Origin of the sequence: Paenibacillus sp. FSL E2-0178 (genome assembly GCF_038593005.1) — a bacterium.
Lineage (GTDB): Bacteria > Bacillota > Bacilli > Paenibacillales > Paenibacillaceae > Paenibacillus_AQ > Paenibacillus_AQ phytohabitans.
On the sequence record NZ_CP151953.1, the window covers coordinates 1295566 to 1309380 of the forward strand.

Here is a 13815-nt window from a genome sequence, read left to right on the forward strand (position 1 = left end):
ACAATATTCTCTTCATAAATTCGAACAGCCGTAAATTCAGCGGCTTTATCGCTATGATTGATGAATTCAGCCTTAATCATGGCATAATAAGGTTCAATAAATTCGTAGTAAATTGCTCTCACTCCTTTATTAACTGCATCATTCTTTCAATAAAATCGGGCTTTCATTGGAGAAGTAAAGCATTATTACTTCTCCAATAAGTTAACCTCTAAGGATTAATAGCTATTTCATCTGGTTTAATAATTGATTGAAGTCTTGGAACCGATGAAAAAGATTCACTATAACCGTATCGTCCTTTTTCCTCATATGAGTTTAATAATGTTCGCAACTCTTCAACTGTAGTCTTATTGAAAAGAGGAGCGACTTTTTCGGCTCTTCTTTTAGATTTCAATTTCACAAAGAACTTCAAAGAATAACCTTCGCGTTCTCTATAAATATAAGTCACAGGGAACCATGAGTAGTATAAGTCTTTAAAAAGAACGCTTGAATAATAATGCAGGAACAAATCACTTTCTGTAAATTCACTCTTACTTATTACTTTTTCATTCAATCTTTCAATGTATAATAGTGCATGGAGACTTACCTTTCTCAGCTCTAATCTTGTATTCCTTTGCTCCAGACTAGCAGGATAATGTCTGAACCTCAAATAGTTGATTTCCTTTTCATCATGATTCCTTGTCTGAACGTAATATTGCGTATTTAAAATATAAGACAAAGAATCAAAATCGTCATTTTTTAATAAGATGGCAACTGTATAAATAAATAATTCATGAATCAAAAAATTGTATTGATCGAATTGTATCTCATAAAATGTTCCTGTACCATTAAAGAATGTAAATGGTTGAAGTCTTTCGAAAATATCTACAAACCACTCTACGTCAAAACTTTCATTATCAGAAATAATCTTTACAATATTAATAAAATTATCTCGAAGTGGTAGTGATTCATTGATTTTCTCCACAATAACTTCATCTTGTATGTTATCTTTAAAGTCCTCATACGACAGTCTCAACTGATCTAATTCATCAATGTAGGCATCGCTGAAGTTTCTGAGCAGTCCCTTTACCCGTCGAGGATTGGAATCAATGGCGTTATTTAACTGTCTGATAATGTTTGTTGTTCTATAAGTATTAGTTTCTTCTTCGTCAAGAAAGGTCGGGCGAGTTCCAAGCGAAGGTTTTTTATACAAAGGGGCATTGTATATACTTCGAATTAATTGTTCATAATTTTGTTCAAACTTCTCTTCTTGGGACAGGTCTATGTAAATCCGTGATTTGATAAAGTTTGGAAGATATTCTTTGCCAGTCTCATCGCGTTCTGCAACAATCGGAAGGAATTTTGTCTGCTCAACGCTTTCAAATACTTCTGGAGTGATTAAGAGTTTCTCCGTCCCTACCCCACCTTTATTTTCGTTAGCCTTTTCTTGATATCCCTTATCACATATGATAAGAACTTTATCAATTTCTGTAGATGTAACCATTCTCTCCATAAAAGCAAACTTATCATTACCTTCTTTTAAATCCCATTTGTCTAGCTTAACATCAACGCCATCACTAACCATGAGACGTTGGGCGAGTTCATAAACCCATGCTTCATGTTCAGGTGTTGTCCAACTGTAAGAAATAAAGACCTTTGGTGGTTGTGAATTCTGAACCGTTGCCATAATTTATTTAACCTCCGAGTAATAGAATCGCCACAAGGCCAAGATAACACAATACGGTGTTTGATGACATATTTTTATTTTTAATGAACTCAAGCTTTTATCAATCTTTTAGTGGATCATCTGCATCCACCCTGATGCAATTGGGCTTGTAAAAACCTTTTTCTTCAATTAAGAACTTCTCAAGTTTTTCGATGCTTGACATATAATTCGATTCTTTTATAAATCCTGCTAAGTCTTCCCTGGAAAATACCTTTTCATGAGCCAAAGGCTCTCCTGTTTCTCCCTCATATGCTCCATACCACCAAAATTGATAAAGCTGCATCTTTATATCTCCTTTGTCTGTGAAAGTAAACTTTTAAATTGTTTTCAAATGATTCTTAACGAGCCTATGTAAAAGTGTTCTAAGTTGATGTTCTGTTTCCTTATCAAAAGGTACATCATAATATTTCTGTTCTAGGTCTAAAGCTACCTCTTCGTCAATGTTTGCCATTTTTCTGAATTCATCGAGAGAATATTTCCCATGTTTAATATCCATCATGCATTCTCTGCCAATGCCATCATATGTGATTGCGCCCTTAAAATCTTTAAAATCAGAAACATAAAACTTTGTTAAAAACGATAAAAAATGGAGTGACATCATGGCCTTCTTCGTATTGTATCCGTATTTAGCAATTAAAACTTTCTGTGATTCTGAGTTTGGAGTTGTAAGATCCTTCATCTGTCCTCTATACATACCAAAGCAGCTATTAAATAGGCTTCTTAAATTGATCGTAGCAATTCTGTCTCTCATCTTAATTAACTGTTCAATTTCTGGATAACCATACGTATCTATTTCAACCGAATAGAGCAATTCCAGGAAAGTTAAATTTGAATTGATGAGCAAATTTCCTAGCTTCCTAACATCATGAATTTCAATATCTTCGGCTTCTGTGGCTTGAAAATTTTTATAAAGAGAACCTAAATACAGATCCTCAAATGTTGGCAGCACAAAGAATTTCACATCTCTGTCTGAATTCACATCATTTAGATTTCTATTTTTGCTTCCAGATACTGCTTTGAAAACTGCCTCTCTGTTGTGTACTTTCATTCTTCCTCCTGTTCTGTTGCCTTTCTTACAGAGTTTTCTTTGATCCAATCAAACAACATTCTCGTATCCTTGAATGTACATGTTTCAAGAAACTTATCGACTTCCATTTCAGACAACTTACTGTCTAAGTAACTCTGGATCTGTTCACGCTCAACATAGAAGCTAAATTCGCCAAATTGATTATATGTAGCCAGTTGAATCTTCGCTGTCTTATTATTCATAGTAATTCTCTCCAATCAATTTGGTTTATTTTACCTCTCAATAATACTTTATTTAATTCAAAGTATCTTGCGGTAAAATATTCCTGTTGAAAGAAAGAATTTATCAACTCTTAAATAATGTTGTTCTGACGAATATAGTTCTTTATTTCTACTTTTGAATATGTTGTGTTGTCGTCAACTATCTCAATTGGTTCGACATTCTCTCTAAAATTTAGAGCAGCCAACCCCATAGCCCTCTCAATAGTTTTGATTTGCATCTCTTCATACCCTCCAGAACGCATATACTTGTATGTAACCAATTCGTTCACCTCCATATTCTGGTCAAAGGAAAATTTCATCTAACCATCTTTGTCTTGTCAAAAATCAAAATCCCATCAGTCAGTTTCGCTACAGATGTGTTTAGTGCAGATGCAATTTGTATTAATCTTTCAATATCTATCATAATGACTCCGTTCTCGTAACGATGGATTGTTTTCTTTGTCAGACCCATTTTCCCAGCCAGAGACTCCAGAGTGTCATTTTGAAGCTTGCGATATTTTTCTATGTTCTTGCCCACTAATATATAGAATTGTTCTGAGTTGAATTCCTCACCCATATTTTCACCTCATTTTATACTGATATGCAAGTCCTCAAAATCGCCCTTAGCAGACTTCAGTTCAATTCCCATTTGTTCTAATCCGTTTCTAAATTCCAATATCTTAGATGTATTACAAAACAGCCTAGAGGGTTCATATACCAAAACTTTTTCGAATTTATCTTCGCTTGCATCTTCCATGAGCTGCAATAAACTTGGACTATCAAAACCTAAACACTGAAGCCTATATCCTCAAATATTCAACAAGTTCATCGCCTTGGTCTAATGCTTGCATACAGAATTTTTTTTGAACTTCAACTGTTTGTGATTTGTTTCCGACTCTACAATAGATAACTGTTTTCATTTTCACTCAATCCCTCCGAGGCTAATTTTAGTATTTACGTGCTTAACCGAACAAAGATCTTTTCGCAACATCTACCAACAATGCCTTTGTTATCTCAAAAGGCAGACTCAAAAAATCCATTCCTTTTTTCTTTGCAATCTCTTTAGCTTCACTAACAACAACTTCATTTCTAGCAGCATCAAGAAATTCATGCCCCTCCCATGTCATACTCCTAACGTAAAATTCAAAAGGATTTAGACCTCCTTTAGCCTCAACGTATCCAGCATCCTTAAGTAGTTTGACCTGATATTGTACAATTTCACGATCCTCAACACTTTCGTGACCCTCGATTTCTACAACTATACTATTGGTAGCCGTATTGTGTTCTTCTATGTACTTCAATACTTTGATAATTAGATCCATGTCTCTCTTCATATATCCCCCCACCATTCTTCATAAAATGTATGTTTTATCAGGTTTTCAATCTTGGTCAATAATATTAATAAACAATGAAACAATGTTTTTTGAAATTTGGCGCGCCTCTTCATTTGAAAGATCGAATATTTGTCCTTTTCTCATTTTCCCATCTTCAATAGGCTTAACTATTGCTTTGAATAACGTTTTTGCCTTTTCATCTTGAAATTCATTTTCGTTCAAAGCTAGAATGTGGGACATATAGACATTTTCTAGTCGTGACAAAATTGCTCCTTCTCCACTAGCTAGTGATTCAACGGCCAGATACAGTCTTTCCCATGCAGAATGCTTATCCATAAAATCGTCTCCCTATTATTTAGTATAGTAAAACTCAACTCAAGTCGATAAATGCCACTTTTATCAATCTTTTTTATGTCTATTTTCCATTCCCTTGGTTATAAACACTACTCCAATTGCTGCATAGGTTACATAGTTACTAATAACATCTACATATTCTTTATCGAGAAACTCATCAAACAAATATGATAAACAAATCGTTAAAATCACTATAAATATCAAAGTTGAAGATGCTAATATGCTTTGAATTTTTCTTCCTATATTATTCTTTGTGAATTCTTTTGTAATATTAAAAAAATCAAAAACCGATAGAAAAAAAGCAATTACGGCAGCAGCAGCAGTATAGTTACTAGGAACATCAAATTTTAACGAAGCTAGGGCCAACAAAATATAACCAGCAGCAAGGCCATAAAGTACAATAGAGCTATTTTTCAGAAAACTCTCTCCTTTGTATGTAAAAGTCATATTTTATTTAATCACTTCATAGGTTGCTTCTTGTTGATTGCAGATATGAAATTCGTCTCCCTCATCATCAATTACAATTACAACCTCACATTTGTATCCATCATCAGAAATATCTTTTTCCCCAATTACATTGTACTCTTTTCCGACAGTAAAACATTTGGTATTGTCTGTATTTATGATTCTAATTTTCTTCATAAATGGATCACAGCCCTCTCTTACCATTAATTCGGCATGACCCACAGTGTGAGATTATTTTTGAATCAATAATCAACATCTTCTTTTCATACAGTTCCTCTTCTGTATATTCATCGTCCAGTTCTACCTCTTCTTCTTCATTACAAGCAGGGCATTTAACAACCCACTTTCTTTTTTTCATTTTCATTCACTCCTAATGATCTAAATGAAATTCACATTTCACAATCTCTGATTGTCGAAGCCTTCATACTTAGGCGGAAATAAACAGTGCAAGATCGACTCAATTAGATTAAGCGCAAATATGCCCAACTGCGAATTAACTTCAAAATCTACTCTCGCTACATTCTTCTTAATCCATTCCCCTACTGTAGCTTCAGTAAGATTATATTGCTTCATTAAGTGGTCATTTAAAATAGACTTAGCCAGATTGCTGCCTGTGTGCGAAGGGTTGTAATGGTGACTATAGAATCTAGCCCTACTTTTTCCCCCAACTTTCCCGATTTTTAAAAACTGATTATTATAATGAAATGTGTATATGTACATATTGCCTTCTTTAAAGGTAGATTTGTGAGGTATTCCCCTATCAATTATCTTTATGTCTTCACTATTTGTGGGGATATTGACCTCGTTCAGCATCCGAATAATGAGGGGTTTTATATCCATGAGATTATCTATACCTGCTATCATTTGTTCGCTTCCTTCCTTATGAAAGATTGGTTTTATCAGTTTGTATCTTGAGCTATCATTCTGAATAATATTCTCGTAATGTTCTCTTCTCATATTCCTTTTTTGGAAGTCGTGTAAAAAACGACATGGTTTCATTCTTTGATCTTTCCCAATCATGTTTCAACAGGATGCCAACACAATCTCTAAGATCTTCTAAGTTTTCCATATTATCATTACCACTTTCTATAGCCTTTAATAATTTAATTATATGCAAGTCAAGCCTATTCTCCTTTTCTTGGAGAGGATTTAGATTTAGTATTAGTAAAGTTGTTAATTCCTTCAGGGTGGGACGATCACCTTTCCCATAATCTCCTGAATATAGCATCGACACCGTTTCTTTAATTTCCTTTCTCCACGCTGCTCTTTCTTCAGTTATATATTTAAGAGACATGGTTTTGTTATTATTCGACCTTGACACAATGGCAGAAATAATGGCAGCAACAACTACGGGTGCAATAAAGACAGTAATAAGAATATCCATCTAATCAGCACTCCCAATGTTATAATCTATTTGTAACAGCAATGATAAAATCGTGGATCTTCATTTCTGCAACATTTTCTAAATCATTTAATTTGATAGAGTAGCTGGTTTCGATTTCTCCAATGATTTCAGAGAGTCCATCTTCATCTGCGAAGACTCCCATAGTAGCGGCCACATTAATTCTATTTACTTGAAAATGATCGGTAATAAACAGTGCAATTTCATTATACATGTTTGCTCATCTCCTCATGAAAGGCTAATTTCATGTTAATTTATGTCCCATTTATGATCTTGTGGTATTTTCTTAAGAGCATCTCTTGCTCGTTCTAGTTCCCATATTGCCTCTTCGATGCTTTCAATTGCCCATTTTGATCGTTCTTTTGAATTATGTTCAGCAACCCTCAAGTAACCTTTAGCCTTATTAATATGTAGAATAGGATCATCAGATATCATAGTTATCCTCTTCAATCATATTTTCAAAGCGTCTAATCGCCTCATCAGGGTTATAGTTTTGTTGCACACAATCGATGTATGTATCTCTAAACCCATCATCTTCAGAGGCACCAATTGAATCGAACCACGCTTCAATAATACCTTCATAAGTGGCTGCATTCGCACGATATTCCGCTGCTTTTCTAATTGCATTCTGTATTTCTTCAGGAACATTGATGTATTCATCTGTATTATTAATGATTCCCCTTATTTCCTTAATTGCTTCATCAAGAGTAATACTGTCCGTTTTTTTAACTGTTTTCTTTTTCTTCTTTGATTTTAATAAGTATTCAACATCACAAAACATATCAGTATCAATAATATGTGGTCTATTGCTAAACCTTGAAATATATTCACCGATTGAAAAGTCTCCTGCTCCGTACCAAAACTTTCTTCTGCCATCCCATTTTATAACATGGGCTATTTTATCTAGATCAAACTCCGAAATAGTTCGTGCCTCGTCTTCGTCATTTGCCACAACAAGCAATTGTCTGTCTGAATTATTCGGGCGTTTTTCTTCAACAACTAGCCATCCACACAGCAAACAATCCACTCCTTTTTTTGTAAAAGACTCACTTCATCTAAAAAAGTCTCTAAATGTGTTTCCTATCGTTCCCCAAAAAGAGTGCGGCTCCTTTGCTAATTTAGATACTTTTTTAAGCACGGTTTTTAATTCTGCAATTAGTGCCTTCTGCTCTTCAATTAGTTCTAAATTTTCATTATATATTCGTTCTCCGATTTGATTTATTAGATCAGGTAAGCCTATCCTAATTAAGTCGCTCTTTTTTAAATAAATTGAATACTTGATTTTAGATTCATACAAATACGTAAAGTTGATACCAGCTTCACTCGTTTCTAGCGTTTGGTTCCATTCGTTACGTTTTTCTTCCGACATTAACAATACTGGATTCAATTCATAGTATGAGGCTCTTTCATTATTACCTTCTTCAAAATCTACTATTGTTCTGTATTGTTCTTTTTTAAGAGAAACTCCCCTTCTCTCCAATACATCAATTACAATATCGCCAGCGCTTTCTGACAATTCAGTAAACTTCCATCCGAATCCCAATGTTTTTTCTTCCAAGTCTACGACTTTTGGAAATAGAGATCTTGATAGCTCTAAACTCTCACCGTTCTTTACGAGTTCTCGACAGTATGGCTTTGACTCCCGAGTCTTCGAATCATAGAACTTATCCCAGCTAATCGGTTTATAATTTTCAACTCCTTCTTTAAGCTTATTGAAATGAGCAAATATCTCTCTATATTTCTCTCTCAACTTTAGTCTCTCAGTTCTTTCTTTCCCGGATCGAACCCCTAGAGAAAAAGTCACTAAACTCAATCCCAAACTTATTAATGCACTTATTCCTGTTCCATACCAGTCAAAGGAACTACTCACGATCTTTCCTCTCCTCACAAAAGAATTGTTTCATCCGCTTTTAATGCTTATATGGTCTATTCTCTGGTTTCCAGTTCCTAAAGGTGGTTATTGCTTTAATAGTTGACAATGCAACATCATAGGTTGCTGATACTTCTTCATGAATTTGAGAGTTCGTCATCCCATTTTTCTTCATATCTCTTATCTCATCAACTTTATTCCAGTTCAACTTTGCCATACCATGATTTTCTCCGCGCCGCTTAACCAAACTATCTTCTTCCCAAACAGAATCAGGAAGTCTGGCTGTCTCCTTTGCTATTCTTCTTATCTCAGCACCTTTAACTGGATCATTCAATAAATTCTGTCGAGCCTTTTTCAATTTGTTTTTATGATCTTCAGAAAATTTTATCCCCTTACGTTTTCCTTTAAGCTTTTTCCTTAAGTTTTCTACAACTGCTGGATCTCTTGGAACACCTAAAAATGCAATCTGCAATTTTTCACGTGTTGATTCTGATACTGCATGCCCCGTTAGTGTTTTAGAGATCTTTCTTTTAATTTCTTCTGGCATCTTCTCGTTCTTTTTCATATAATCCATTCCTCATGAAAGTATTATTTGATCGGGTTATATCACCATTATAATCCATGACCATAAAAAACATTTAATCCTCTGTTTTGAACCGTAGTAGACAATTGTTGATTCTGTAATATAGCGCTTTTGAAGTTTTCTATTGACTTTTTAAAAGCTTCCACAAGATCGTTAATTTCGATTAGAATCAGTTCACCCTCTAATACCCTGTTTAGAGTTCCAGGCAGTTCTTTCAAGTCTCCACTCTCCCAATAATAACCTACTTCAAGCGCTCGACCGTCTTTAGATAACCTCGAAATGCTTCCTAGGGAGTGAAGCACTGAACAACGAGCTGCGTACAATGAAATAGCATCAATATTGTGTGCAGGTATTTCATTAATAAAATAATTGTTAATCCAGTCAATAAAATCTTGACGTTGTACCTCTCTATCTAGCTCTACTGTCAAAGAAGCCATAGCATCAATACTGCTATAGACCAAAATCAACAACGCACTAGTATGTCTGTTCTGTCTACAATAATCAATTACGATTAGATTGCGTTCAAAATTATTAAATATGTGATCAAAACTCATCGTGTTCAAAAAAAATCACCTCAGATATATAATGTTTTCTCACAATATGTATTCGTTAACCAGTTAAATTTTACCTCTCTTTCATATACTACAATACACTATTATTTTTATATTGTATATATCTATATTTAGTTTGATCGAGCTTTTACCTCCTTAACCTCAATAAATCAATGTTCAAATACTCTGCAATTTTCATTTCTAGTTCAGCCTTAATTCTAGCCATAAGCATTTCGTTCCTTCCTTTAAATCCACGGCATAAAATCAGCTCTAAGCTCATTTCTGTCATGCCTGGTCAATTATCTTGATTCCCCTTTTGCTTAGCTCCTGACGGATTGCAAAGTGTTCCTGACTCACTTTATCCATTAACAATTACATATGCAAAACAAAAAACTCGCCAAATCTTAGCTGCGAGTTTTTTGTAGCCTTAATGTTGTCTTAGAGTACATCTAGCATAAACGGCATTATTAAATGTAATTTAATTAATTCGCGTTCCTCTTCAGTTGGTATCTGCACCATAATTCTCTCCTTACATTAAATCTATCCCATATTCTATTAACTCAACCGACAAGACCTCATTAAAGTCTACAAATTCATAGCCATCCTCAATTTCAATTTTAAATTTGTTTGAAATTCCACTAACTGACTTTACAACTCCAATAATATCTCTATATTCATACTCTCCAAAAATCTTCACCTTAATTAGTTCACGATTACTTAAGGAGAGAGAAATATTCTGATTAATTATTTCAATTTCGTCTGTATGTAGTGTTGGCTTCACAATCTTCTGCAAAGCCGTCCTATGTTCGTTTATCCTCTCTTTATGTTGTGGTAACATCATTCTACTTGATTCCCATATTCCATTGCCCTGCAGCTTCTTACTCATTTGTAATGACCTCCTATTTTAGCTGCTCTTTCAACGGCTTGACCAGCGTCCGTTAATGGACTAGCTCTAAGAATGGCTATATCTCCATAGCGGTCCTTAATGTCATCCATAACCTTATCCACGGCCTCATATGCTTTTTATTATCAAACAGGGTCAACTGGTAGGTCTCATCCTCAAACAAGTCAGATAGGGACACTCCAACTCTCCTAACAGGCTGTCTATCCCAGTAATCATAAAACAGCTTCTTAGCCACTTTATATACATCTAAAGTAATATTTGTTGGATCTGCTATCTTAACTTGTCGATGAAAACCAGTTTTCTGATCAAAATCAATGCCACTTATGCCTACCGATATAACCGACCCCATAAGCCCCTTTTTCCTTGCTCTGCGACAAACTTACGTACAAATATCCAATAACACAACTTCTATATCGCTCCCGAGATAGTAATCCCTGGGCAGTGTCATGCCGTTTCCTATATCCTTCTGCAGATGTGAGTGTTAACAGATACTGGAGAGTTGTCCATGCCATTTGCTGTTTTCCAAATGACTTCACCATTGACTCTCCACTTCTTACGAAGCACACTTAAAGGTGTTTTAGCTAAATCACCAATTGTGAAAATCTCCATCTTCCATAAGTGTTTTTCCATTCTTGAGCCGATTCCCCACATATCTCTAACTGGAGTATCCCAGATTCATTGACCCAGCTCATCTTTCTTCAACTCGAATACTCCACCAGGAATCTTCTTGGCAATCATGTCACAGCATAACTTCGCTAAGATTTTGTTCTCACCAATTCCAGCGCGCGCGTAAATTCCAGTTTCACTATATATTTTCGCTTGGATTTGCTTTGCCAAGTCATAAGCATTATCAGCAAATAAATGCATCGAGCCTGGAAACTCACAAAACATTTCATCGATACTATATGGCTCAACCAAGTCAGTAAATGATTCAATTATCTCAACAATTTGCATCGACACATTAATGTACTCCTGCATGTGGGGCCGCACCACAACCAACTCAGGACATTTCTTTATAGCTTCCCAAAGACCTTCTGCAGTCTTTATACCTCTAGTCTTAGCTAAGGAATTATCCCTGACCTTTTAGCTGGATCACCCGCTACAACTAATGGCTTATCTTTGTATTCTGGATGCTTTGACTTTTCAATACTTACGTAAAAGCTCTGCATGTCAATCAGCATGACGATCCTCTGCTTCTTTTCCATGCAAAAAAACCCTTTGTGAGAACGTGTGTATGTGTATTCGTCAATATTATCATACACCGAACACACGTTCTTAAAGCAAAAGGTAATTTATCACTTATAATATTTCAAGTGTTCTAAACAAGGGTTTTCCTTTATTATCGTTCCTTATCTGTTATATTAAAACATATAAATTATGAATGGAGGCTTTGAGTATATGATTTTTAGAGGTTTTTTGTATGCATTGGCACGAATTCAATTCGATAAACTTAATGAATATTCGGAAGATATGGAAGTCTTAATAAAAAAAATGACTGATGACTACATGCAACAATTAAACGATATATCTAGAAAATATTCACCAGAGGCGCAAGAACAATTCTGGGATAATAATAGTGGTAGAGCAATGGAACTCTATACAGAATATCCAAATCTGCTCAGATCTTCAATTTTGACTTCTAGCATAACAAACCTTGAAAAAACTTTTCTCAAGATACATAGGGCAATAACAGAAAACTCTAACCTAAAAATCACTGGATACAAAAATAAGAGATTTAAAAACAGTACAATTGAGAACATTATTCAGAGCATAGACGAAGTAATCCCGATGAAACCACTTTATGAAATTTCTGCGTGGGAAGACTTAATCTTCTATATAAAAATAAGGAATAGAGTAATTCATGACAATGGATCGATACATCCAGTTCACCATAAAGAGCTTCATTATAAAATAAAAGACATTGGAAAGAGCGATTTAAGAACTGTAACGCTTAATCCGTATCATGAACTCATATTTTTAGAAAACTTTTCACAAGCTATAATTAATACCTCAATTGAAGTTTTAAATAGGCTAGTTGAAGCAGTCCAGCAGTATGTTGAATGAGCCTATTTTGAGGCTTTTCAGCCTATAAAATCCCAATTTTCATCGCCTTTCTGCAATCTCATTTCATAAATCTAAATTATATGGTATTTTATAACCATACTAAAATTACCATTTGGAGTGATAATCAAGTGTATAAAAAGAATATTCCTACCTCAGTCATTGCTTTCTTAATAATACTTATTTTTTTCTCTTGCTCCACTAGAATTGAAGCCTCATCAAAAGTTATTCCCCCAGACTCGTATGTCTCAGATGAGATAGCAGTGTTCTTTAATGGACAAATTATTATTTCCCCTAAGAAAACATTTAATATTGATACTTCAAAATATAGTGGCACATATATTCCACTTAAACTGCTTAATGAATTACCAAAAGTAACAGTTAATTTTTCAAACCCTATAACTATAAAAACAGAGAACAAAACATCGACGATAAATCAGACTGATACATTTTTGTATGACAATACTACATACATTACTCTCAATAAGTTATACGAAGTTACTGGCTTTACAGGAAAGTATGTTTATGATCCAAATTCTCTATTCTTGTGGAGCAGTGCTGACGGTGAGACAAAATCAAAAAATCTAATCAATCAAATTAATAATGTGACTTACGACTTTCATAAATCATTTATGGGTAAAAAAGTGTATGTTTACGATGAGGATATATCTGGGTGGGTTATTAGCATGGAAAAATCCATTTCTGGCTTAACTAATTTTAAAATACAACTCAAAAATGGAAAAGTTATTGAAGAGTTGGCTATAAGTGAAGTTCCAGATTCGTTTTGCACTGAATTTGATACCGTGCTTATTAATGCTAGATACAATGGGAAATATTATTGGGCTGATAAAACACAATTACCCTCATCCAATCCTTTAATTAATATCGAAAAAGTGTACTTTACATCTGTTAAAATTAAAGGCAGGGAAATACTTATTGCTGCTAAACGTAATGGTGGGGCTTCTGTAACTTTTAAAATCCCAATTAAGAATGACCCTTTTGAAAGTATAAAGAGCAATTTCTACACTGAGAATCCCAAATCAACTTATCCTGGTTGGTCTACGGATATGTGGAATAAAATAGCTCAACAAAAGATATCCGTTGGTATGACCCCTGAGCAAGTACTGTTATCCTGGGGCGGGCCAAATGATATAAATTCTTATACCAGTAAAAATACTCGAATTGAACAATGGATTTATGGAAATACCTATTTACACTTTTATAATGGAAACCTTGAATCTTGGTCTAAATATTAAAGTTTCATAGAGAGCGGATTATTCCCGCTCTCTTTTCATTATATAT

Annotated in this window: 22 protein-coding genes and 1 pseudogene; 2 read left to right on the forward strand and 21 right to left on the reverse strand. The window is 34.5% G+C overall.

Annotation, left to right across the window (positions count from 1 at the left end; all coding sequences use genetic code 11):
• Positions 1-208: 208 nt before the first annotated feature.
• From MHI42_RS05905 to MHI42_RS06005, 21 genes and pseudogenes are all read right to left on the reverse strand, one after another.
• Positions 209-1663, reverse strand: coding sequence for an SEFIR domain-containing protein (locus MHI42_RS05905; RefSeq protein WP_342423110.1), 1455 nt, complete (start codon positions 1661-1663; stop codon positions 209-211).
• Between the two features lie 100 nt (positions 1664-1763).
• Complete coding sequence (locus tag MHI42_RS05910) at positions 1764-1985, reverse strand: hypothetical protein (RefSeq protein ID WP_342423111.1); 222 nt, start codon at positions 1983-1985, stop codon at positions 1764-1766.
• Positions 1986-2018: 33 nt separating this feature from the next.
• A complete protein-coding gene (locus MHI42_RS05915; protein ID WP_342423112.1) occupies positions 2019-2750 on the reverse strand; it encodes a nucleotidyltransferase domain-containing protein in 732 nt (243 codons plus the stop codon).
• Entirely contained in the window at positions 2747-2971 is a 225-nt protein-coding gene (locus MHI42_RS05920; RefSeq protein WP_342423113.1) for a hypothetical protein, read from the reverse strand. The genes MHI42_RS05915 and MHI42_RS05920 overlap by 4 nt, the downstream gene beginning before the upstream one ends.
• Before the next feature lie 110 nt (positions 2972-3081).
• Entirely contained in the window at positions 3082-3270 is a 189-nt protein-coding gene (locus MHI42_RS05925; RefSeq protein WP_342423114.1) for a hypothetical protein, read from the reverse strand.
• 35 nt (positions 3271-3305) lie between these two features.
• Positions 3306-3566: a helix-turn-helix transcriptional regulator gene (locus MHI42_RS05930; protein WP_342423115.1), complete on the reverse strand. Its 261-nt coding sequence runs from the start codon at positions 3564-3566 to the stop codon at positions 3306-3308.
• Positions 3567-3951: 385 nt separating this feature from the next.
• Positions 3952-4323 carry a DUF2513 domain-containing protein gene (locus MHI42_RS05935; protein WP_342423116.1) on the reverse strand — a complete coding sequence of 124 codons (372 nt, stop codon included), beginning with the start codon at positions 4321-4323 and terminating at the stop codon, positions 3952-3954.
• Between the two features lie 45 nt (positions 4324-4368).
• Complete coding sequence (locus tag MHI42_RS05940; RefSeq protein ID WP_342423117.1) at positions 4369-4659, reverse strand: hypothetical protein; 291 nt, start codon at positions 4657-4659, stop codon at positions 4369-4371.
• Between the two features lie 63 nt (positions 4660-4722).
• Positions 4723-5124 carry a hypothetical protein gene (locus MHI42_RS05945; protein WP_342423118.1) on the reverse strand — a complete coding sequence of 134 codons (402 nt, stop codon included), beginning with the start codon at positions 5122-5124 and terminating at the stop codon, positions 4723-4725.
• A gap of 3 nt (positions 5125-5127) precedes the next feature.
• On the reverse strand, positions 5128-5319 hold the full coding sequence (locus tag MHI42_RS05950) for a hypothetical protein (RefSeq protein WP_342423119.1): 192 nt from the start codon (positions 5317-5319) through the stop codon (positions 5128-5130).
• A 7-nt stretch (positions 5320-5326) separates the two neighbouring features.
• Positions 5327-5500: a hypothetical protein gene (locus MHI42_RS05955; protein WP_342423120.1), complete on the reverse strand. Its 174-nt coding sequence runs from the start codon at positions 5498-5500 to the stop codon at positions 5327-5329.
• A gap of 38 nt (positions 5501-5538) precedes the next feature.
• A complete protein-coding gene (locus MHI42_RS05960; RefSeq protein WP_342423121.1) occupies positions 5539-6006 on the reverse strand; it encodes a hypothetical protein in 468 nt (155 codons plus the stop codon).
• 55 nt (positions 6007-6061) lie between these two features.
• A complete protein-coding gene (locus MHI42_RS05965; RefSeq protein WP_342423122.1) occupies positions 6062-6526 on the reverse strand; it encodes a hypothetical protein in 465 nt (154 codons plus the stop codon).
• A 19-nt stretch (positions 6527-6545) separates the two neighbouring features.
• Positions 6546-6758 carry a hypothetical protein gene (locus tag MHI42_RS05970; RefSeq protein ID WP_342423123.1) on the reverse strand — a complete coding sequence of 71 codons (213 nt, stop codon included), beginning with the start codon at positions 6756-6758 and terminating at the stop codon, positions 6546-6548.
• Positions 6759-6793: 35 nt separating this feature from the next.
• Positions 6794-6979, reverse strand: coding sequence for a hypothetical protein (locus MHI42_RS05975; RefSeq protein WP_342423124.1), 186 nt, complete (start codon positions 6977-6979; stop codon positions 6794-6796).
• Entirely contained in the window at positions 6969-7562 is a 594-nt protein-coding gene (locus MHI42_RS05980; protein ID WP_342423125.1) for a hypothetical protein, read from the reverse strand. The genes MHI42_RS05975 and MHI42_RS05980 overlap by 11 nt, the downstream gene beginning before the upstream one ends.
• 33 nt (positions 7563-7595) lie before the next feature.
• Positions 7596-8414 carry a hypothetical protein gene (locus MHI42_RS05985; RefSeq protein WP_342423126.1) on the reverse strand — a complete coding sequence of 273 codons (819 nt, stop codon included), beginning with the start codon at positions 8412-8414 and terminating at the stop codon, positions 7596-7598.
• Positions 8415-8454: 40 nt separating this feature from the next.
• Complete coding sequence (locus MHI42_RS05990; protein WP_342423127.1) at positions 8455-8979, reverse strand: hypothetical protein; 525 nt, start codon at positions 8977-8979, stop codon at positions 8455-8457.
• 47 nt (positions 8980-9026) lie between these two features.
• Complete coding sequence (locus tag MHI42_RS05995; RefSeq protein WP_342423128.1) at positions 9027-9551, reverse strand: hypothetical protein; 525 nt, start codon at positions 9549-9551, stop codon at positions 9027-9029.
• A 526-nt stretch (positions 9552-10077) separates the two neighbouring features.
• A complete protein-coding gene (locus MHI42_RS06000; RefSeq protein ID WP_342423129.1) occupies positions 10078-10434 on the reverse strand; it encodes a YolD-like family protein in 357 nt (118 codons plus the stop codon).
• Positions 10431-11657: pseudogene (locus MHI42_RS06005) on the reverse strand (DNA polymerase IV). The gene MHI42_RS06000 and the pseudogene MHI42_RS06005 overlap by 4 nt, the downstream one beginning before the upstream one ends.
• Before the next feature lie 193 nt (positions 11658-11850).
• Here MHI42_RS06005 and MHI42_RS06010 point away from each other — a divergent pair.
• Together MHI42_RS06010 and MHI42_RS06015 are read left to right on the forward strand one after the other, a co-directional pair.
• Positions 11851-12516 carry a hypothetical protein gene (locus tag MHI42_RS06010; RefSeq protein WP_342423130.1) on the forward strand — a complete coding sequence of 222 codons (666 nt, stop codon included), beginning with the start codon at positions 11851-11853 and terminating at the stop codon, positions 12514-12516.
• 128 nt (positions 12517-12644) lie between these two features.
• Complete coding sequence (locus MHI42_RS06015; RefSeq protein ID WP_342423131.1) at positions 12645-13769, forward strand: hypothetical protein; 1125 nt, start codon at positions 12645-12647, stop codon at positions 13767-13769.
• The last annotated feature ends 46 nt before the right edge of the window (positions 13770-13815 follow it).

Excerpts from the sequence above, each read along its gene's own strand:
- MHI42_RS05940 (WP_342423117.1), bottom strand. The coding sequence starts at position 4,659 with ATGGATAAGCATTCTGCATGGGAAAGACTGTATCTGGCCGTTGAATCA.
- MHI42_RS05915 (WP_342423112.1), bottom strand. The coding sequence starts at position 2,750 with ATGAAAGTACACAACAGAGAGGCAGTTTTCAAAGCAGTATCTGGAAGC.
- MHI42_RS05995 (WP_342423128.1), bottom strand. The coding sequence starts at position 9,551 with ATGAGTTTTGATCACATATTTAATAATTTTGAACGCAATCTAATCGTA.
- MHI42_RS05975 (WP_342423124.1), bottom strand. The coding sequence starts at position 6,979 with ATGATATCTGATGATCCTATTCTACATATTAATAAGGCTAAAGGTTAC.
- MHI42_RS05950 (WP_342423119.1), bottom strand. The coding sequence starts at position 5,319 with ATGAAGAAAATTAGAATCATAAATACAGACAATACCAAATGTTTTACT.
- MHI42_RS05930 (WP_342423115.1), bottom strand. The coding sequence starts at position 3,566 with ATGGGTGAGGAATTCAACTCAGAACAATTCTATATATTAGTGGGCAAG.
- MHI42_RS05905 (WP_342423110.1), bottom strand. The coding sequence starts at position 1,663 with ATGGCAACGGTTCAGAATTCACAACCACCAAAGGTCTTTATTTCTTAC.
- MHI42_RS05955 (WP_342423120.1), bottom strand. The coding sequence starts at position 5,500 with ATGAAAAAAAGAAAGTGGGTTGTTAAATGCCCTGCTTGTAATGAAGAA.
- MHI42_RS05920 (WP_342423113.1), bottom strand. The coding sequence starts at position 2,971 with ATGAATAATAAGACAGCGAAGATTCAACTGGCTACATATAATCAATTT.
- MHI42_RS05935 (WP_342423116.1), bottom strand. The coding sequence starts at position 4,323 with ATGAAGAGAGACATGGATCTAATTATCAAAGTATTGAAGTACATAGAA.
- MHI42_RS06010 (WP_342423130.1), top strand. The coding sequence starts at position 11,851 with ATGATTTTTAGAGGTTTTTTGTATGCATTGGCACGAATTCAATTCGAT.
- MHI42_RS05970 (WP_342423123.1), bottom strand. The coding sequence starts at position 6,758 with ATGTATAATGAAATTGCACTGTTTATTACCGATCATTTTCAAGTAAAT.
- MHI42_RS05990 (WP_342423127.1), bottom strand. The coding sequence starts at position 8,979 with ATGAAAAAGAACGAGAAGATGCCAGAAGAAATTAAAAGAAAGATCTCT.
- MHI42_RS05960 (WP_342423121.1), bottom strand. The coding sequence starts at position 6,006 with ATGATAGCAGGTATAGATAATCTCATGGATATAAAACCCCTCATTATT.
- MHI42_RS05910 (WP_342423111.1), bottom strand. The coding sequence starts at position 1,985 with ATGCAGCTTTATCAATTTTGGTGGTATGGAGCATATGAGGGAGAAACA.
- MHI42_RS06000 (WP_342423129.1), bottom strand. The coding sequence starts at position 10,434 with ATGAGTAAGAAGCTGCAGGGCAATGGAATATGGGAATCAAGTAGAATG.
- MHI42_RS05965 (WP_342423122.1), bottom strand. The coding sequence starts at position 6,526 with ATGGATATTCTTATTACTGTCTTTATTGCACCCGTAGTTGTTGCTGCC.
- MHI42_RS05945 (WP_342423118.1), bottom strand. The coding sequence starts at position 5,124 with ATGACTTTTACATACAAAGGAGAGAGTTTTCTGAAAAATAGCTCTATT.